The sequence below is a fragment of the Gordonia sp. UBA5067 genome, assembly GCF_002414845.1.
GTDB lineage: Bacteria > Actinomycetota > Actinomycetes > Mycobacteriales > Mycobacteriaceae > Gordonia > Gordonia defluvii.
On record NZ_DIAX01000065.1, the window covers coordinates 46,100 to 64,056 of the forward strand.

Annotated in this window: 18 protein-coding genes and 1 riboswitch; of the genes, 7 read left to right on the forward strand and 11 right to left on the reverse strand. The window is 68.3% G+C overall.

All coding sequences use genetic code 11. The features are described 5' to 3' along the window. The 3 genes from B4M62_RS11175 to B4M62_RS11185 form a co-directional block, all read right to left on the reverse strand. Positions 1-1,007 (reverse strand): FMN-binding glutamate synthase family protein (locus B4M62_RS11175; RefSeq protein WP_290707687.1); only part of this gene is annotated, 1,007 nt, incomplete at its 3' end. A 223-nt stretch (positions 1,008-1,230) separates the two neighbouring features. Beyond that, positions 1,231-1,857 (reverse strand): MBL fold metallo-hydrolase, encoded by a 627-nt coding sequence (locus B4M62_RS11180; protein ID WP_290707689.1) that lies wholly within the window; start codon positions 1,855-1,857, stop codon positions 1,231-1,233. Next, positions 1,857-2,945 (reverse strand): S-(hydroxymethyl)mycothiol dehydrogenase, encoded by a 1,089-nt coding sequence (locus tag B4M62_RS11185; RefSeq protein ID WP_290707691.1) that lies wholly within the window; start codon positions 2,943-2,945, stop codon positions 1,857-1,859. Before B4M62_RS11185 ends, B4M62_RS11180 begins: the two co-directional genes overlap by 1 nt. A 42-nt stretch (positions 2,946-2,987) precedes the next feature. Between B4M62_RS11185 and B4M62_RS11190 the strand changes: the two genes are divergently transcribed. From B4M62_RS11190 to B4M62_RS11200, 3 genes are all read left to right on the forward strand, one after another. Then, positions 2,988-3,590, forward strand: coding sequence for an NUDIX hydrolase (locus B4M62_RS11190; RefSeq protein ID WP_290707693.1), 603 nt, complete (start codon positions 2,988-2,990; stop codon positions 3,588-3,590). 86 nt (positions 3,591-3,676) lie between these two features. Continuing rightward, on the forward strand, positions 3,677-4,225 hold the full coding sequence (locus B4M62_RS11195; protein WP_290707695.1) for a YceI family protein: 549 nt from the start codon (positions 3,677-3,679) through the stop codon (positions 4,223-4,225). 67 nt (positions 4,226-4,292) lie between these two features. Beyond that, the gene (locus B4M62_RS11200; protein ID WP_290707697.1) at positions 4,293-6,011 is read left to right on the forward strand and encodes an adenylate/guanylate cyclase domain-containing protein; all 1,719 of its coding nucleotides are present in this window, start codon (positions 4,293-4,295) and stop codon (positions 6,009-6,011) included. A 62-nt stretch (positions 6,012-6,073) separates the two neighbouring features. Here B4M62_RS11200 and B4M62_RS11205 read toward each other — a convergent pair whose 3' ends face one another. The 3 genes from B4M62_RS11205 to B4M62_RS11215 form a co-directional block, all read right to left on the reverse strand. Then, positions 6,074-6,553, reverse strand: a complete 480-nt coding sequence (locus B4M62_RS11205; RefSeq protein WP_290707699.1) for a hypothetical protein — start codon at positions 6,551-6,553, stop codon at positions 6,074-6,076. Positions 6,554-6,672: 119 nt separating this feature from the next. Further along, the gene (locus B4M62_RS11210; RefSeq protein ID WP_290707701.1) at positions 6,673-8,349 is read right to left on the reverse strand and encodes a DNA repair helicase XPB; all 1,677 of its coding nucleotides are present in this window, start codon (positions 8,347-8,349) and stop codon (positions 6,673-6,675) included. A 17-nt stretch (positions 8,350-8,366) separates the two neighbouring features. Beyond that, a complete protein-coding gene (locus B4M62_RS11215; RefSeq protein WP_290707703.1) occupies positions 8,367-10,700 on the reverse strand; it encodes a helicase-associated domain-containing protein in 2,334 nt (777 codons plus the stop codon). 97 nt (positions 10,701-10,797) lie between these two features. Here B4M62_RS11215 and B4M62_RS11220 point away from each other — a divergent pair, with 97 nt between their 5' ends. Continuing rightward, the gene (locus tag B4M62_RS11220) at positions 10,798-11,028 is read left to right on the forward strand and encodes a hypothetical protein (protein WP_414651828.1); all 231 of its coding nucleotides are present in this window, start codon (positions 10,798-10,800) and stop codon (positions 11,026-11,028) included. A gap of 80 nt (positions 11,029-11,108) precedes the next feature. On the opposite strand, the gene B4M62_RS11225 is transcribed toward B4M62_RS11220, so the two are convergent. The 3 genes from B4M62_RS11225 to B4M62_RS11235 form a co-directional block, all read right to left on the reverse strand. Further along, positions 11,109-11,744, reverse strand: coding sequence for a transglycosylase family protein (locus tag B4M62_RS11225; protein ID WP_290707705.1), 636 nt, complete (start codon positions 11,742-11,744; stop codon positions 11,109-11,111). Positions 11,745-11,750: 6 nt separating this feature from the next. Then, a riboswitch (cyclic di-AMP (ydaO/yuaA leader) is annotated at positions 11,751-11,946 on the reverse strand. A 230-nt stretch (positions 11,947-12,176) separates the two neighbouring features. Next, positions 12,177-12,719 carry a flavin reductase family protein gene (locus B4M62_RS11230; protein ID WP_290707706.1) on the reverse strand — a complete coding sequence of 181 codons (543 nt, stop codon included), beginning with the start codon at positions 12,717-12,719 and terminating at the stop codon, positions 12,177-12,179. Further along, a complete protein-coding gene (locus B4M62_RS11235; protein WP_290707708.1) occupies positions 12,719-12,964 on the reverse strand; it encodes a hypothetical protein in 246 nt (81 codons plus the stop codon). Before B4M62_RS11235 ends, B4M62_RS11230 begins: the two co-directional genes overlap by 1 nt. 141 nt (positions 12,965-13,105) lie before the next feature. On the opposite strand from B4M62_RS11235, the gene B4M62_RS11240 reads away from it, so the two are divergent. After that, positions 13,106-13,519, forward strand: coding sequence for a cold-shock protein (locus tag B4M62_RS11240; RefSeq protein ID WP_290707729.1), 414 nt, complete (start codon positions 13,106-13,108; stop codon positions 13,517-13,519). Here the strand turns inward: B4M62_RS11240 and B4M62_RS11245 are convergent. Next, positions 13,516-14,142 carry a DUF2771 family protein gene (locus B4M62_RS11245; protein ID WP_290707711.1) on the reverse strand — a complete coding sequence of 209 codons (627 nt, stop codon included), beginning with the start codon at positions 14,140-14,142 and terminating at the stop codon, positions 13,516-13,518. The genes B4M62_RS11240 and B4M62_RS11245 overlap by 4 nt on opposite strands. Next, on the reverse strand, positions 14,139-16,016 hold the full coding sequence (locus B4M62_RS11250) for an MFS transporter (protein ID WP_290707713.1): 1,878 nt from the start codon (positions 16,014-16,016) through the stop codon (positions 14,139-14,141). Before B4M62_RS11250 ends, B4M62_RS11245 begins: the two co-directional genes overlap by 4 nt. A gap of 74 nt (positions 16,017-16,090) precedes the next feature. Here B4M62_RS11250 and B4M62_RS11255 point away from each other — a divergent pair, with 74 nt between their 5' ends. Together B4M62_RS11255 and B4M62_RS11260 are read left to right on the forward strand one after the other, a co-directional pair. Beyond that, entirely contained in the window at positions 16,091-16,819 is a 729-nt protein-coding gene (locus B4M62_RS11255) for a DUF3027 domain-containing protein (RefSeq protein ID WP_290707715.1), read from the forward strand. A 5-nt stretch (positions 16,820-16,824) separates the two neighbouring features. After that, positions 16,825-17,957 (forward strand): sacsin N-terminal ATP-binding-like domain-containing protein (locus B4M62_RS11260; RefSeq protein ID WP_414651829.1); only part of this gene is annotated, 1,133 nt, incomplete at its 3' end.

The following is a 17,957-nucleotide window of genomic DNA, read 5'->3' on the forward strand; positions in this document are numbered from 1 at the left end:
GCCGCGCCGGTGCCGCCTTCGCCGCCATCGATCGTCACGAAGTCGACACCGCGCTCGGTGGTGCTCATCAGATCGACGAGTTCGGACCAGAAGTCGAGGTTGCCCACCGCCGACTTGATACCGACCGGCACGCCGGTCTCACTCGCCAGCAGTTCGACCCAGTCCAGCAGTGAGTCGGCGCTGTCGAACTCGGTGTGACGGGACGGGCTTGCGCAGTCCACTCCCGCTGGGATGCCGCGGATCGCGGCGATCTCCGGAGTCACCTTCGCGCCGGGCAGTAGCCCGCCCAGGCCGGGCTTGGCGCCCTGGCTGAGCTTGATCTCAATCGCCTTGACCGGGTTGGAATCGACGATGTCGATGAGTTTGGTCAGATCGAACCGGCCGTTCTCGTCGCGGCAGCCGAAGTAGGAGGTGCCGATCTGCAGGGTCAGGTCCGCGCCGTGCCGATGGTGGTCGGAAATTCCGCCCTCGCCGGTGTTGTGCATGGCGCCCGCTTTGGCCGCCCCCCGATTGACGGCTTCGATCGCGGCCGCGGACAGCGACCCGAAACTCATTGCGGAAACGTTGACGACCGATGCGGGGCGGAAGGCACCGCGCCGCTCCCGATGGCCGCCGAGTACCTTGGCCGCCGGCACATTGTCACCCCGACCGCGGTTGGCCTTGGTGGCCGGCGCGATGTCGGAGAAGGTGCGGTGCTTGATGATTGGATAGCCCTGGGTGAACTCGGTGTCGTTGTCGGCGCCAAAGCCGAAGTAGTTGTTCTGGAGTTTCGACGACGCGTAGATCCAGCGCCGCTGGTTCCGGCTGAAGGGTCGTTCCTCATCATTGCTGCTGACGATGTACTGGCGCAGTTCCGGCCCAACCGCCTCGAGTGCGTACCGCGCGTGCCCGACGACGGGGAAGTTCCGCAGAATGGCGTGCCGCTTCTGCAGGAGGTCGTAGGCGGCCAGGCCGGCCACGCCGACAACCGGGATTATCGGTAGTGCTCGTTTCCACAAGGACGTCATTCTCGGCGCGCCTTCCGTTGTGCTCAGTGGGCTATCGCCATCAGCGTGCGCCGATCACCCAAGCATCGACTGTCGCCGTGGTGAACGCCAGTCAGCGCTTAGGTGAAGCCATGACAAAACCTGTTCAGTCGCGCTGCGGAGATCGGCCCCTCCGCGAGCCGCCGGCGTGATTATCACGTCGATGGTCCGCTACGGGGCGGATCTCCGCAGCCTGGCCGACCGTTCAGTGACCCCGGTCGATCCACTCCTGGCGATGGGGGGCTTCGGCGCCGATGGTGGTCGAATCGCCGTGGCCGGTGTGGACGACCGTCTCCGGCGGCAGGGACAGGAGTTTCGCGGTGATCGAGTCGACGATGTCGTCGAAGTTGGAGAAGCTGCGCCCGGTTGCGCCCGGCCCGCCGTGGAACAGGGTGTCGCCGGAGAACAGCACACTCAACCCGGGCGCGTACAGCACCGTCGAGCCGGGGGAGTGACCCGGGGTGTTGATTGCGCGCAGCACGGTGCCGCCGATGGCGATTTCCTGTCCGTCGGCCAAATCGTCATGGGTGACGCCGGGATGGGTCTGCTCCCACAGCATGTCGTCGCCGCGGTTCAGCAGGATCGGTGCGCCGGTGGCAGCGGCCAATTCTGGGGCGACGGTCACGTGGTCGTTGTGGCCGTGGGTCAGCACGATCGCTTTGACAGTGCGCCCGCCGACCGCGTCGAGGATTGGCTGGGCCGTATGCGCGGCATCGATGATGACGCACTCGTCGTCATCGCCCACGACCCAGATGTTGTTGTCGACGTCCCAGTTCCCGCCGTCAAGACTGAAGGTTCCCGACGTGATGACGTGATCGATCCGCAGGCTCATCAGAGGACCACCACCGAGCGCAGTACCGTGCCCGCTTCCATTGCCGAGAACGCGGCCTCCACGTCCTCGATGCCGACCTTCTCGCTGACGAACTTGTCCAGCGGCAACCGGCCTTGCTCGTAGAGGTCGATGAGCATGGGGAAGTCGCGCTCGGGCAGGCAGTCGCCGTACCACGACGATTTCAGTGCACCGCCGCGGGAGAAGAAGTCGATCAGCGGCATTTCCAGCTGCATCTCCGGTGTCGGCACTCCGACGAGTACGACGACGCCCGCCAGATCGCGCGCGTAGAAGGCCTGCCGGTACGTCTCGGGCCGACCGACCGCGTCGATGACGACGTCCGCCCCGTTTCCGTCGGTGAGGTCCTGCACCGCGGTGACCACATCGCCGACCTGTGAACCATCGATCGTGTGCGTGGCGCCGAGTTCGCGCGCCCACTCCAGTTTTGCCGGGTCGCGGTCGATGGCGATGATCGTCGTCGCGCCGGCCAGCTTGGCCCCGGCGATCGCGGCGTCGCCGACACCACCACAGCCGATGACGGCCACCGAGTCGCCGCGGCCGACGCCACCGGTGTTCACCGCGGCGCCGAGGCCCGCCATCACGCCGCAGCCGAGCAGGCCGGCGACGGCCGGATCGGTGTCGGGGTTGACCTTGGTGCACTGCAGTTCGTGGACCAGTGTCTTCTCGGCGAAGGCGCCGATCCCCAGTGCCGGGGTGAGCTCGGTGCCGTCGGTCAGCGTCATCGGGGTGCTGGCGTTGAAAGTGTTGAAGCAGTACCACGGGCGCCCGCGCTTGCAGGCGCGGCATTCGCCGCAGACCGCGCGCCAGTTGAGGATGACGAAGTCGCCGACTTCTACGTGGCTGACGTCGGTACCCACCGCTTCGATGACGCCGGCGGCCTCATGGCCGAGCAGGAAGGGGTACTCGTCGTTGATCCCGCCCTCGCGGTAGGCGAGGTCGGTGTGGCAGACCCCGCACGCCTGGACGGTGACGACCACATCGCGTGGTCCGGGATCGGGGATGACGACGTCGACGACCTCGGTCGGGGCCTTCTTGGAACGGGCGATGACACCTGTGACTGTTTGCGACATGCCCCCAGAGTAGACAGCTGTCCAGGTGCTAGTACTGGTTAGGTGAATGTTTCTCGTGAGGTGGCGCACGAACGTCTGTCGAGGTGGCCGCGGCGGGCGGTCGAGGACCCGGGCGACTTGCGTGAGTCGGCGGTAGCGTTGACCGTGGTGCGGCGCGGCGACTCGCAGGGGATCTGGATCCTTCGGCGGCCACCGACGATGCGCAACCATCCGAACCAGTTCGCGCTGCCGGGTGGGCGGATCGACGACGGGGAGTCCGCGGTCGAGGCGGCCCTGCGCGAGCTCCACGAGGAGACCGGCATCGTCGCGTCCGTGCCGGATGTGGCGGGAGTCCTCGACGACTACCCGACGCGGTCGGGCTACCTCATCACGCCGGTGGTGTGCTGGCTCGACGACGATCCGCCGTTGATCCCGAATCCGGCCGAGGTCGCGCAGAGCTATTTCGTCCCGTTCGAGGACCTGCTGCGGACGCCGCGGTTCCTGACGATTGCGCAATCGCCACGGCCGGTCATCCAGATGCCCCTGCTGGACCGGACTATCCACGCCCCCACTGCCGCAGTGCTTTATCAGTTCGCCGAGGTGGTGTTGCGGGACCGTCCGACCCGTGTTGACCAGCTTGAACAGCCGGTATTTGCCTGGCAGTGAGCGAAGTCTCGATCTGCCGGGAATTAACCGGACCATAGTCCGGTTATGCTGGGTGTACCAATCACAATCCCAGCAAGGAGTACCTCATGTCCGTCGCAGTAGCCGCCCCGATCCAAGCAGGCACCTGGGCGATCGACGCCGCCCATTCAACCGTCGGCTTTTCGGTCAAACACCTCATGGTCAGCAAGGTGCGCGGCACCTTCGACACCTTCTCCGGCTCGATCACCATCGCGCCGGACGGTACCCCGTCGGTGACCGCGCAGATCGCCGTCGACTCCATCAACACCCGAAACGAGCAGCGTGACGGACATGTTCGCAGTGCCGACTTCTTCGACGCCGAGAAGTACCCCACCGCCACCTTCGTGAGCACCGGCGTCCGCCCGGATGGCGACGACTACATCCTCACCGGCGACTTCACCCTCAAGGGCGTGACCCGGCCGGTTGAGTTGGAGCTCGAGTTCAACGGTGTGAACCCCGGGATGGGCAACGGCCCGGTCGCCGGGTTCGAAGCGAAGACCGTCATCAGCCGCAAGGACTTCGGCGTCGACATCGAGATGCCACTCGAAGGCGGCGGCGTCGTCGTCGGGGACAAGATCACCATCACCCTGGAGATCGAAGCCGGTCTGCAGGCCTGAGCGGATTCCTAGGGAACCGGCCACGCGTCCACTAGAGTCAGGATCAACGCTCTGACGAGGAGGACACGTGGCCGGCCGTGATTTCGCAGCTGGCAGTCAGTGGCGCCCCCTGATCGATCGGATGCGGATGCTGCACCAGCAGGAACTGCCCGGTTTTGATCAGCGCTCGTGGTCGGGGCTGACCGACGAACAGCGCAAGCGCATGGCCGCTGGATCCATCTCCGCGTCGGCGGTAGCCCTGGTGGGCGGCAACGCGATCATCGGATTGGAGACCTTCCTCCTGGTCCAGCTCGCCCTCAACGGGGGCAACATCCGGCAGATGCTGAGCCTGGACACCGCGCTGCTGTGGGCGATGCTGCTCGCGATCGTCGGGGGCACGGCGCTCAACCTCGTTTTCGGTCTGATCGCACTGCGTCCGCACCTGAACTGGTTCCTATCCGGTGCGCCGCCCGAGCCCGGTCGGCGGGAATCGATTCAGAAGATCCCCCTGCGGCAGGTGCTGGGTACCATGGCCGCCTGGGCCATCTCGCTGTTCCTCTATCTGATGTTCGCGCTGATACTCGGAATCGGCTCCCGCGACTTTCTCGTCATGACGGGTGCGTTCTCGCTCGCGGCGGTGTCCAGCGGGTGCCTCACCTACATCTTTGCCGAGCGCGCTGCGCGGCCCCTATCGGTGATGGCGATGCGCGACCAGGTTGCCGTCGAAGCGAGGACCAGTGTCCGCACCCGGTTGCTCGCGGTTTGGCTGGTGTCGTCGGCGGTGCCCATGCTGGGGTTGCTCGCAGTGAACTTCGGTCGCCACACCGGCTTGCTTCCGCTGGTGAGCGGAACGGTCGACTGGGTCACCGTGATCATCGCGCTGATCGGTCTGGCCGCCGGCACCCGCGTCGTGCTGCTCGTCGGATCGGCAGTCGTGGACCCACTCGACGACCTGGCCACCGCGATGGACGAGGTGCAGGGCGGTAACCTGGACGCCCGGGTTGCGGTGTACGACAGTTCCGAGTTGGGGGTCCTCCAACACGGCTTCAACCAGATGGTCGACGGTCTCGCCGAACGCGAACGAGTACGCGGCCTGTTCGAGCGGCACGTCGGGTCCACCGTCGCCGAGCACGCGCTGGCTCGAGGCGATGAGATGTCCGGCGCGACGACACCGTCGGTCGGAGTTCTGTTCGTCGACATCACCGGTTCGACGATGATGGGCGCGCACCTGGACCCTGAAGCGGTGGCCGGGTTGCTCAACCGGTTCTTCACCGTCGTCGCCGAGGTCATCGACGAGCACGGCGGTTTCATCAACAAGTTCGAGGGTGATGCCGCGCTCGCCGTTTTCGGTGCCCCCGTCGCGGTTGCGGACGCTGCTGCGGCGGCGTTGCGCGCCTCGCGTGAACTGGCTGACCGGCTGCGTGAGGAATTACCGATCAAATGGGGCATCGGGGTGTCGCACGGCACGGTGTTCGCCGGCGACATCGGCGCGCAGACCCGCTACGAATACACGGTTATCGGCGATCCGGTCAACGAGTGTGCACGGCTGTCCGAGATCGCCAAGGATGCCAAAGTCCCCGTCGTGGCCAGCGGCGATGCCGTGCACGCGGCTGGCGATGAGGCGGACAACTGGGTCCACCGCGGTTCGTTTCAGCTGCGCGGCCGACGCGAGGAGACCGAACTGTACCTACCCGGGGCCGTCGCGGCAGCGCTCGATGCCTCGCGGGCGGCCGAAGTGCCCACCGTCTCCGACGTGGTGCGCAATTTGACCCGGCTTCCGTTTCCGTGGATGGGGCGACGACACTGACGCGACGACACCGATGCCGGTCCGCGCCGGAGAGCGCTACCGGAATCGCGTCCCCGGTCTGATCAGCTGATTTCGAATCGCACGGCGTTGGAGGCGCCCGAGATGCCGTCGGTGACCCGGGCAATATAGGTGCCCCTGACGTTCAGCTTCCACGCGTACTTCGACGTGCACAGTTTGGTGGAGAAGGGGCCCGGAGCCTTGGGGCCGGTGATGCGCACGCTCATCGTGCACTCGGGTCCATCGATCTGGTTGCCGGCGGCAATGACCGAGTTCCACTTCACCCCAACCTGGGCCCCGACCGGGTACGTGGAATCCGAGCGCGCCGACGCGGAGGGCGCGTATACCCAGGTGTTGATCGACCGAACACCGTTGGGAGCATCGGCGCGGCCCTGCTTGCCGTAATGCTGCGGTGTGTTGTTCGAGGACCCGAGGCTGCCTAAGGCAGACGATCCGAGGCTGCCGGTATCGGCCAGGGCGGGTGCCGCGGCCAGTGCCACGGCCATCGCGGCCGTCAGCGGGAAGGCGAGGACGGTGGTGCGCATGGGGACTACCTCACGTCAAGATTGTTTGGGTGATCCGATTCATTCTGACAACGATCTGATTTTGTCACGAAATGCTAACAGCTGTTTCTGTGAGGTCGCTGGCGGCCGGTCAGCCGGGTTCACGGCTCCTCTTCCAAGCCGGCCTCGCCGATGGCGGGTCCAACGATGTCGTCGGCATCGACGATCCGGTACGCGTAGCCCTGCTCGGCGAGGAAGCGCTGACGGTGTGCCGCGTAGTCGGCGTCGAGGGTGTCGCGCGAGACAACCGAATAGAAGTGCGCCTGACCGCCGTCGTGCTTCGGGCGCAACAGCCGCCCGAGGCGCTGAGCCTCCTCCTGCCGTGAGCCGAACGTGCCCGACACTTGAACGGCGACCGAGGCCTCGGGCAGGTCGATGGAGAAGTTGGCGACCTTGGACACGACGAGCCGCTGGATCTCGCCGCGCCGGAACGCGTCGAATAGCGCTTCGCGGTCCCTGGTCTTCGTCGATCCCTGGATCACCGGGGCGTCAAGTGCCTCGCCGAGTTCCTCGAGTTGGTCGAGATACGCGCCGATGATCAGCGTCGGCGCGCCGGGATGGCGATCGAGGATGGACTTCACGACGTTGACCTTGGTGTGTGCCGTCGAGCAGAGCTTGTACTTCTCGTCGTTCTCGGCGACCGCATAGGTGAGTCGCTCGGAGTCGGTGAGCGTCACACGCACTTCGATGCACTCAGCCGGTGCGATCCATCCCTGTGCTTCGATGTCCTTCCACGGGGAGTCGAACCGTTTGGGTCCGATCAGGCTGAACACGTCACCCTCCCGGCCGTCTTCGCGCACCAGGGTGGCGGTCAGGCCCAGTCGGCGACGGGACTGCAAGTCTGCGGTCATCCGAAAGACCGGTGCGGGCAGCAGGTGCACCTCGTCGTAGATGATCAGGCCCCAGTCGCGCGAGTCGAACAGGTCGAGGTTGCGGTACTCGCCCTTCGTCTTGCGGGTCATCACCTGATAGGTCGCGATGGTGACCGGCCGGATCTCCTTTCGCTCCCCGGAGTATTCGCCGATCTCCTCCTCGGTGAGTGAGGTTCGCGCGATCAACTCCCGCTTCCACTGGCGGCCGGCGACGGTGTTGGTGACCAGGATCAGCGTCGTCGCGCCCGCCTTCGCCATCGCCGCGGCGCCGACCATCGTCTTTCCCGCACCGCAGGGGAGGACGACCACGCCCGATCCGCCGGCCCAGAAAGACTCGGCCGCCAGTGCCTGATAGTCCCGCAGCTCCCAGTCGGACTGGTCCAGCTCAATCGCATGCGCCTCACCGTCGACGTAGCCGGCGAGGTCCTCCGCCGGCCAGCCGACCTTGAGGAGGATCTGTTTGAGCCGTCCACGTTCGGACGGGTGCACGATGACCGTGTCGTCGTCGATCCGCGCGCCCAGCATCGGGATGATCTTCTTGTTGCGCAGCACCTCTTCGAGTACGGCCCGGTCGAAGCTGACCAGGGTCAGTCCGTGCGCGGGGTGTTTGACCAGCTGCAGGCGGCCGAACCGGCCCATGGTGTCGACGATGTCCATCAACAGCGGCTGGGGCACCGCGTAGCGCGAGAACGTCACCAGTGCGTCGACGACCTGTTCGGCGTCGTGGCCCGCAGCGCGGGCGTTCCACAGTGCCAGCGGTGTCACCCGGTAGGTGTGAACGTGTTCGGGGGCGCGCTCCAACTCGGCGAATGGCGCAATGGCGGCGCGCGCCGCCGAGGCGTCGGGATGGTCGACCTCGAGGAGCAGGGTCTTGTCCGATTGCACGATGAGGGGTCCGTCGGTCACCGCACCATTGTCCACGATCAGTCGAGGAGTTCGACCGAGGTGATCCGGTGCACCGACAGTTGCACCTCGTCACCAGAGGGAACCTCGGTGGCGATCATACGGCCCGCGCGCAGTAGGGCGACCTTGACGACGTGGCGCGACGCAGTGCCGTGGGAGTCGACGTAGTCGACTCGCAGCCGGCGACCGGTTCGCATGGCGAGGGTGATGAGCGCGGTCACGGACTCGCCGCCCCCGCTCGCCCTGACCCCCTTGCCCCGGGCGGTGCGGGCCTGGTCCGCGGCGGCGTCGGCGCTGCGCATCCGGGCGACCACCGACTCGAGTTGTTCGATCGAGACGATGCCCGGCGATGGGAGGTGCGCGGTGCGGCGCGGGCCGGCCGGCCGGTGGCGGGTGGCGACGCGCACACCGGTGGCCCGCACATCCACCAGCGTGCCGGACGAGTCCTCGGCCGCCGGGGCGAATCCGGCGGCGCGCAGGGCGTCGAGCACGTCGCGCAGCGGGGCCGGTGACACCAGAACCGTCGGGGCCAGTGGCCGCAGTGCCAGGTTCTCGGCTGCCTTGGAGCGCAGCACGGCGGTCATCGTCGCCGGGTCGTCGCAGCGGACGAAGGAGGTGGCGACACCGACGCGCAACGTGCCGTGGCGACGCGCGACGTCATCCACCAAGTAGGTGAGTCCTTGGGGCACGGGGGTTTTGGAGTGGGCTGCGAGCAGTGCGTTCAACTCTGCGCCGGTGCGTCCCGCATCGAGAGCGCGGCGCACGCTGTCTTCGGTGACGCGGTACACCGACGCCGCACCGGCTGACTCCAGGTCGGCGAGAAGGGCCACGTCGGCGGCCAGTTCCGCCGTCATCGGGCCCGGCACCATCAACGTCAGGTCCGCCTGGGCGAGGAAGTGGTCCACCGGCGCGGGCAGCGCCCGGTCCATCGCCGCGGTCAACTCGTCGTCGGTGGGGTCGGCCAGGATGAGGCGCCCGACGTCGGTGAGCGCGCCGTGGGCCACCAGTCCCACTTCGGTGGCCTCGCGCAGCGTGTGGGTCACCGCCTGGCGGGTGAGGCGCCGGCGCAGCCGGGGCCGGAGCCAGAGCAGCCGGGAGACGAGGTCGTCGACGGTGGGGGCCACCCCCGCGCCGGCCTCGTCCAGTGCGGTCAGCACCAATCGCCGCTCCCGCGGCGCGACCTGATCGGCTGTGGGGCCGCGGGCGCCGACCACCCCGCCCTCCCGGTCGCGGTCACCGATCAGCCACGCCCGGCGGTCCAGGGACAGCCAGGCCGTCGCGAGGGCCGCCCACTGCCGGGCGCGCGGCTGGTGCGTCCAGGCGTCGGCGGCAATGGTGGGAGCCCACACGTGTTCGCCGTCATACCGGGCTGGCTCGGGTTCGGGGAAGCCGACATCGATCAGGTGCAGGTGCCCGCACAGTTCGACGATGAGACCCACCCGCGACGCGGGCAGGGTGACGCCCTTGGCGATGCGGCGCAGTTCCCGGATGCCGATACCGCCGGAACTGAGTTCGGGGGCGGGGACCCGGCCAAGGCTCGTCACGACGTCGCCGGTCTCCCGAATGAACTCCAGCGCGGCGCCGGCGGCGGTGGCGGTGAGCCCGCCCGACCCGCCGAGTGCCGACGCCGGTGTGGCAGCGGGCAGCGGGGGTGGGCGCAGATCGCCCAGTTCGATCGGCGGTTCCCCGCGGACCATCTGTGCCACGGCCGGTTCGATCTCCACCAGTTGGGGGTCGACGCGTGCGAGGAGACCCATCGCCAGCAGGCGCGGAACCGGACGGGTCGGGTCGGCGTCGGGTCCGGCATCCTTGGTCAGGCCGACGCTGGGGCCGGTCGCCAGAGCGGTCAGGACGTCGCGGGCGGGCGTGTCGAGTCCATCGAGTAGTTCGCGCCACTGTCCGGGTGACCGCAGCCCGGGCTCGGTGACGATGTGTCGTGTCCGCCAGGGCAGCGCCGCAGCGGTGTGCCCGGCGATGTGCAGGCCCGCCTCATCGCGCCAGAGGAGCGCGCGGTTGCGGAGGGACGCGAGGTGGGCGTTGATCTCGGCGGGTTCGGCCCGGCCCGTCAGGGCCGTGCGCACCGCTGCCTCGGTGATGGCGCGCCGCGCACGGGTGCCGTGCGCACCGCCGGTGGCATCCAGGAGTACCTCGATGATGGCCGCGTGCAGCAAGTCGAGGTCGTCGCCCGCGCGGTTGATCGAGCCGGCCGACATCGCCCGCTGCGCCAGCACGCTCACGCCGCCCGGCGGCGGTGACGCCAGATCGGCGCGCACGAGGAGGAGCTCGACCAGCTCGTCGTCGGTGAGTTGCGCCAACGTGTGGGCCAATCCGCTTGGCTGGTCGGTGGCGCTCACCTCGACGAGTCTAGTGTCCGCAGATCCCGGCAGGGGTCGCGCCGGTGTGTGCGGGTTCATCGCCCGGCACAGCGGCCCGCATGGCAGAATGTGGAGCGTGAGCGAGAACGAGATCGTCCAGGACGTGAAGCGCGATGTCGAGCAGATCGTCGATGAGTCCCGGCAGAAGTATGTCGACAACGGCTGGCCCTACCCTGATGGTGAGCACGCCGTATCGGAGTTCGCCGCCGGCGTCGCCGGTGCGTTGTCACCATTCGGGTCGACCACTTTGCCGTTGCCGCAGGACGAGTTGCTCTACACGAATCCGATGACCATCATCAACACCTGAGCGACCAACAAACAGACAACGGCGCCCCGCACGATGTGTGCGGGGCGCCGTTGTCTGTCTGGACTGTCCTGCGGTCGCCGTTAGTTGGCGAACGGGAGCTGGCCCTTGTGCTGGTTGTAGAGGTCGACCTGGCCCTTGTCGAGCTTGTAGCCGCTGGCCTTGGCCGCATCCCAGATCGTGGAGACGGTCGGGTCCATCTGACCCTTCTTCTGGCGGGCCTTCACGACGCCGTCGACCTGGGCGCGGACCTCGTTGCTGTCCTTGGCCTTCGACGTGGCCTTCAGCGAGGCGGGCGCCGCCTTATTGGCGTTCAGGTTCGGCGAGGTGGCCGGATCACGGTGGGTGGCGCCGGAGAGCCCGGTGCCGCAGGTCGGCCAGGCGCCCTTGCCCTGAGACCCGAGGACGCGCTCGGCGACGGCGATCTGCTGCGATTTGGTGGCCTGGTTTGCCGTGGGGGCGAACTGGGTGCCGCCGTGTGCGGCCCAGGTACCCGGCGAGAACTGCAGGCCGCCGTGGTAGCCGTTGCCGGTGTTGATGGCCCAGTTGCCGCCCGACTCGCAGGCCGCCACGCGGTCCCACTCGGAGTCGGTGGCCGCGTGGGCGGTCGCACCGGAGGCCAGCGCCGCGCCGCCGCCGAGTACGGCGGAGGTGAGGGCGACCTTGGCGATGGTCTTGGTGGTCGATGTGGTCGTCTGCTTGCGATGACGTCCGGACATAGATGAGTTTCCTCTCTCCACGCGCCTACGAAGTCAGCTGTCGGGTTCGAGCGAGAGGTTGCCCGGCCACGGTGACACCTGCGTGTCGGTGCGGCTACACCCCAAGGATTCCGGCGGACTGCTGTCCGTCAGAACCCGTTCTCACGGGAGATGGGTCCCCCGTCCTCATTCCTGAACTGTGTTGTTCGGGCGACGCGGCCGGTGGAATGAGGCTCGGCGCGACCGGCTGCGTCGGATACTGCGATGGCCATCGGATGAGGGCCACCGACGAGGTTACGGGGTGGTGGCGGTGTGTCCTACCCGAACCGCCGAAAGCCTGACTCGGCCAGAATAGTGGGTCTCCTGTACAGGTTCAGTGTTCGCCCAGTTCAGGCACCAATTCCCGGTTCGTGTCCGTATCGTGATCATTTCGTTATGTGACGAAGGTCACAGTCAGGACGTGGTCCCGGTCACCGCTCCTTCAGCAGCGGGGTCGATCCGCAGCGTGCGAAAGGTGCTTGCATGGAATACCAGCGGATCCAGCTGTGGGTCGGCTGCCAGCGATCGAATGCGCAGGAGCACCACAAGGTGATCACCGCCGGGAAACTCCGCGTGCAGTCCGCAGGACAGGTGGGCCGCTGCACCCGCGACGAAGAGCGCGCCGTCGTCGGTGGAGAGGAGTTCGACCCCGGTGAACCGCTCCGGTGCCGGCCCGGCGAGTTGGCGGCACAAGTCGGATTGGTCGTGGGCGAACACGCTGACCCCCACCGTCGCGCGGGCGCGCAGCCGGGGCCACGTCGTCGAGGTGTTCTGTACGCAAACCGACACCAGGGGCGGATCGAGCGAGACGGTTGAGAAGGAGCTTGCGGCCATACCCAGGAAGGCCGATCCGCCTTCGTGTGCGCAAACCGCGACCACTCCGGACGGGAAACAGCTGAACGCCCGGCGCAGCGCGGCCGGCGACTCCGCCGGCTCCAGATCGGGCGAACGGCGCATCATTGCGACTCGGGAGTGGGCCGGCGAGTGCGGCGCCGGCCGGTGGCGACCGTGGCCGCGACAGCCAGGAAGAAGCCGGCCGGGGTACTCATGGCGAGGAGGTAGACCGGCAGCGGTGCGGTGTGTCCCGGCCAGACGGCGGGTACCAGGAACAGAGCTCCCACGGCAACGATTCCCGCCAGAAATAGGCCGACGCCCAGCACGAAAATCGCCCTCGCCGCCCGTCCATCCGATCTGGTGCCCATCGTGCCCACGCTAGACCCCACGCGCTATCATGGTTGCCGAGGCTGCGTCTTGCCCGACTCTGATAACGGGCAAGGCGCTTTTTCCGTGGCGCATCGTCGACAACGACGTCGGGTGCGGTCGAGAAGGTAAAGGTGAGCGCGGTGCCGACCGGCAAAGTGAAGTGGTACGACTCGGAGAAGGGTTTCGGATTCCTTTCGCAGCCAGATGGGGAGGACGTCTATGTCCGGTCCTCGGCACTGCCCGAAGGCGTCGAGGCCCTTAAGCCGGGTCAGCGGGTGGAGTTCGGCATGGCCGCCGGCCGGCGTGGCCCGCAGGCCCTGTCGGTGACGCTGCTCGAACCCGCGCCCAGCGTCGCGAAGAACACGCGCGAGGCAGCCCGTGAAGAGGCCCGCCAGCACACCCCCGATGAGCTGCACGGCATGGTCGCCGACCTCATCACCCTGCTTGAGGGCAAGGTGCAGCCCGCCCTGCGGCAGGGCCGCTACCCGGACCGCAAGACCGCGCAACGGATCTCCGAGGTCGTCCGCGCGGTGGCGCGCGAACTCGACCACTAACCGCGTCTGGCGAATTCGGAGACGTCGTCGACCATGCGCTGCCGGGGCTCCTTGCCGGCAGCGGACCGTTCGTAGGCGGCGAGGAGTTCGTCGGCACCGGTCGGTGTCGTGTTGATGGCGAAGAAGCCGCGGCGGACGAGCTGGTCGTCGGAATCACCGGCGAGCAGCCGCGCGGGCAGGCTGATCTCGATGTTGATCAGGACGCGCTCGCGCGTCGAGGCGAGATAGAGCGACCTCGTGCCGGTTTCACTGCGGAAGTTCTTGAGGACCATCGTCGACCCGGTGGGCGTGAGGTACTGGGCGACGATTGACCACGGATCCCCCGCGACATCGGGCGACAGGCGCACGCGGACAGTCGTGCCGATCGGGACTGGGAAGCGCGCGTGGCGGCTCGCGTCGATCTTGCGGAAGTCGCCGTCGCAGTTGTTCATCTGGTAGTCGCACAGCACTGTCGGATAGACCCGAGTGGAAGCCGACCCGACCGAAAGGGTTGCCGAGGGCCGGTGGTCGACGTGCGTGCGCGAGGCCAAGAAGGCGGCGGTACCGATCACAATGGCCGCAAAGGCCAGTACGCACGCGCCGATCAGGGCGAGGAAGCGCTTCTCCGAGGCGGTGAGATTCATGAATCCTTCCGGGGCTGGTATCGGCCATCATCGATGGGCCGGGTCGGAAATGCGCGCGTCGGCGCGCCGGTCGGGCCCGGCGGCTGAGGATGCCGGGGGTGTGCGCCGCTGCTGATGACCCGCGTTGGCGTGTCGTGTCGCGCCGGGGTGGGGGACATCGGGGAAGGGGACGGACTGCGCCGGTCGATGACGTCGGTGACCATCGTGGGCGGGGCGACGTCGGGTCGGTGCCCGCCGCCGACGCCGGGCACGAGCGTGGCGCCGCGGCTGGTCAGGACCGTTTGGGCCAGCCCCAGCGCGAGCAGGGCGGCGACGACGCCGAATCCGATGGAGAAGGTCGACCGCGCCAGCAGGACGCCGATGCTGGCCCCGAACACCCAGCCCAGTTGCAGGACCGTCTCCGATCGGCCGAAAGCCGACGCGCGCGAGGCCTCGGGCAGATCGGACTGGATGGAGGAGTCCAGGCACACCTTACCGACGGCGGACCCGGCCGAAGCGACAAACGCGGTGATCGAGGCGGTGACCATGGTCGTCGCCGAACCGGTCACCAGCAACGGCAGGATTGCCGTGATTGTTGCGACGGTGAAACACGCCACGACGACCCACACGATGATCGATGGGGGATTGGACAGCCGCAGGCGCGTACCCGCCCCGTTGCCCAAGACGTTTCCGATACCGGCGGCGCCGCCGACCACGCCGAGCATCGCCATCTGCACCCAGCCATCGAGATGATCCTGATTTCTGGCATAGAACGCGATGAACAGGGTGAGGAAGCCGGTGAGGATGCGGATGGTGCCGTTGCCCCACAACCCGGTGACGACATTGCGCCCGAGCGGCTGGCGGATCGTCTCGGAGATCACCCGCCCGGCGCGCCTCGCACGTTCACGGGCGGACACGTCCGGTTTCGGCTGGTCGCGATAGGTGAGGGTGGTGGGGATCTCGCCGGCCGTGACCTCCACCCACGACGGGATCTTCATGCAGAAGTAGGCGCCGACGCAGGCGACGATCATCAGCCACAGCATCGCCCCGGGCCAGTGCAGCGGCAGCAGCGTGCCCAGGAGCATCTCGAACACTGCGGCCACCGCGCCGCCGACGATAGTGCCGCCGAGCAGAGCGAAAGTGGTGAGGCGGGAGTTGACCCGGACCAGGTCGATAGTCGGCGGCACGACGCGCGGTGTGACCGCCGACTTCAAGACGCCGAACGACTTGGAGAAGACCAGTAGCCCGAGCGCGCACGGATAGAGGACCCACGGGTCGTACTCCAGCTGGTGCGCCGCCGCGTCCCATTCGTAGTTGGTGACGATGAGGATGGCCAACACGGCCCGCGCGATGAACGTGACGGCCATTGCGACGCGCCGGCCGTGCTGGAATCGGTCCAGCAGTGGTCCGATGAGCGGCGCGATCAACGCGAACGGCGCAATCGTCAGCAACAGATAGAGCCCGACCTTGCCCTCCGAGCCACTGGCGGCGGCGAAGAACAGCGTATTGGCCAGCGCGATGGCCATCGCCGCGTCGACCGCGGCGTTGGCGACGACGGGCGCGGTGAGCGCGGTCAGCCCCGACCGGTCCGCGCCGTCCGCGGTCGCCGCCCGGGCGATGGTGTCGATTCCCCGATTCGTCAGCCGCTTGCCGCGCTGAGCCGCCCGGCGGGCGAGCGAGTCCCTCGGTGGGGCGCCGTCGAACGGATCGGGCGGCGCGGCGGGCGTGGGCGTCGGCCCCAGCGGGGGGAGATGAGGATTCTGGGTGGCCCGATCGTCGGACAGATACGCGGTTTCGACGTCCGGTGGCAGGGCCGGGGCGGACACGCCGGGCACCGGGTAGCTGCCCGCGCCGGGATGGGCGCGATCCGACCGGGGGTGCTTGCCAAGACTCACGCACCCGATTGTTCCCTATCGCGCGCAGACAGGGCGGCGTGCCATGCCCGGCGACGGTGAGGCACACTGGAGGCGTGAGTCTTCCAGCCCAACTCGACTTGCTCCGCGACGCCGTCGACCTGGCGCGCGAGGCGATCGTCGCCGACGGCGGCGCCCCCGGTGATCATGTCGGGGTCGTCGTCGAGGACGACAACTCCGCCGCGCACTATTTCGCGGCCGCCCTGCCCGGCTACCACGGGTGGCGTTGGTGCGCCGTTGTCGCGGTCACCTCGCCCGACGGTCCGGTGACGGTCAGCGAGGTCGTGCTGCTGCCCGGGAACGGGGCGCTGCTCGCGCCGCCGTGGGTGCCGTGGTCCGAGCGGGTGGCCGCCGGCGACCTCACTCCCGGCGATCGGCTGGCGGCCGAACCCGACGATCCGCGCCTGGTGCCCAACCAGGTCGACACCGGTGACGCCGCCGCCGTCGACGGGGAACTCGGCCTGGGACGCAAGCGGTTGCTGAGCCCGCAGGGGCGCGACGAGGCGGCGCAGCGCTGGTATGACGGCGACTACGGTCCGTCGTCGGCGATGGCGCAGGCGGCCAAACACTCGTGTGACACCTGTGGTTTCTACCTTCCGTTGGCCGGTGCGCTGCGCTTCACGTTCGGGGTGTGTGCCAACGAGTACTCGGCCGACGGCCACGTGGTCTCCGCCGAGTACGGTTGCGGCGCCCACTCCGACGTCATCGCCAAGCCGCCGGTATCGACGCCGGAGTTCGACCCATTCGACGACGGGGTGCTTGAGGTATTCGCCGCGGCGGACTGACTGTCGTGCCCGGTGACGCCGAACCCGTCGAACCCGCGATCGTCGACCCCTTCGGGGTGGCGGCGCTGCGTGCCGCCGTTCTCGCCGGCTGGCGGGCCTCGCCGACTCGACTAATCGAGGACTCCCGCGCCGAGACAGACCTCGCCGCAGTCGGCTATCGCGATCGGCTCTTCATCGAACTTGCGGCCAACGCCGCCGATGCTGCAGCCGAGGCGGGGGTGCGCGGAGCGATCTCGGTGTGGCGCGACGATGCCGGCGCGCTGCACCTGGCGAACACCGGAGCGCCGCTGAGCGCCGCCGGTGCCGCCTCGCTGCTGGCGCTGCGCGTGTCGTCGAAGGACGCCGACGCCGCGATCGTCGGGCGATTCGGCGTCGGGTTCTCCGCCGTCGTGCCCGTCGCCGACCGCGTCGAGATCCGCTCGCGCACCGCGACTCTCGTCTTCGACCGCGGTGAAACCGAGCAGGCCATCGCCGAGTTGGGCACCGGCTTCAGCCTGCGGGACGAGGCTGTCCCGCTGCTGCGCCTGGCGTGGCTTGGGCAGGCCCCGCCGGCCGGCGGATTCGACACCGAGATCGTGCTGTGGCCCCGCGAGGGTGTCAATACCGACGAGCTGCTGGCCGACATTGCCGAGCAGGCCTGCGACCGCCTCCTCGAGTTGCCGTCGCTGAGCGAGATCACCGTCGGTGACAGCTCGGTGACCGTCGTGCGCGCCGGCGGCCTGATCCGCTTCGAGTCGGCCACGGCGATGCCCGGCGCCGGTCTGGTGTGGCGCGAAGCCGTGACCGGCGGTGTGCGGTGGCTGCGGCCACGCGCCGGTTTGCCCGAACATCCCGAAGTGCTGCGCACCCCGACGCCCACCGACATCGAGATATCGGTGCCGGCCCGGGTGATTGCGCGCCTGCCGGTGACCCCCGACCGGCGCCACCTCATGCCCGGTGTCGATGTCGGGGTGGTGGCGCCCGGGTATCTCGCGCTGGTGCTGGCGCTGGACCCCGCTGATCGACCGGCGCTGGTGCCGCGCGGGATGGGCCGCAACCCCGTCGACGGACGGCTGCTGGCGGCGATCGGCGACGAGTTGCGGTCCAACGCCTGGGTGCCGCCGGCGAGTGGCGACGCGGATCTGGTGCCGGCGCGCAC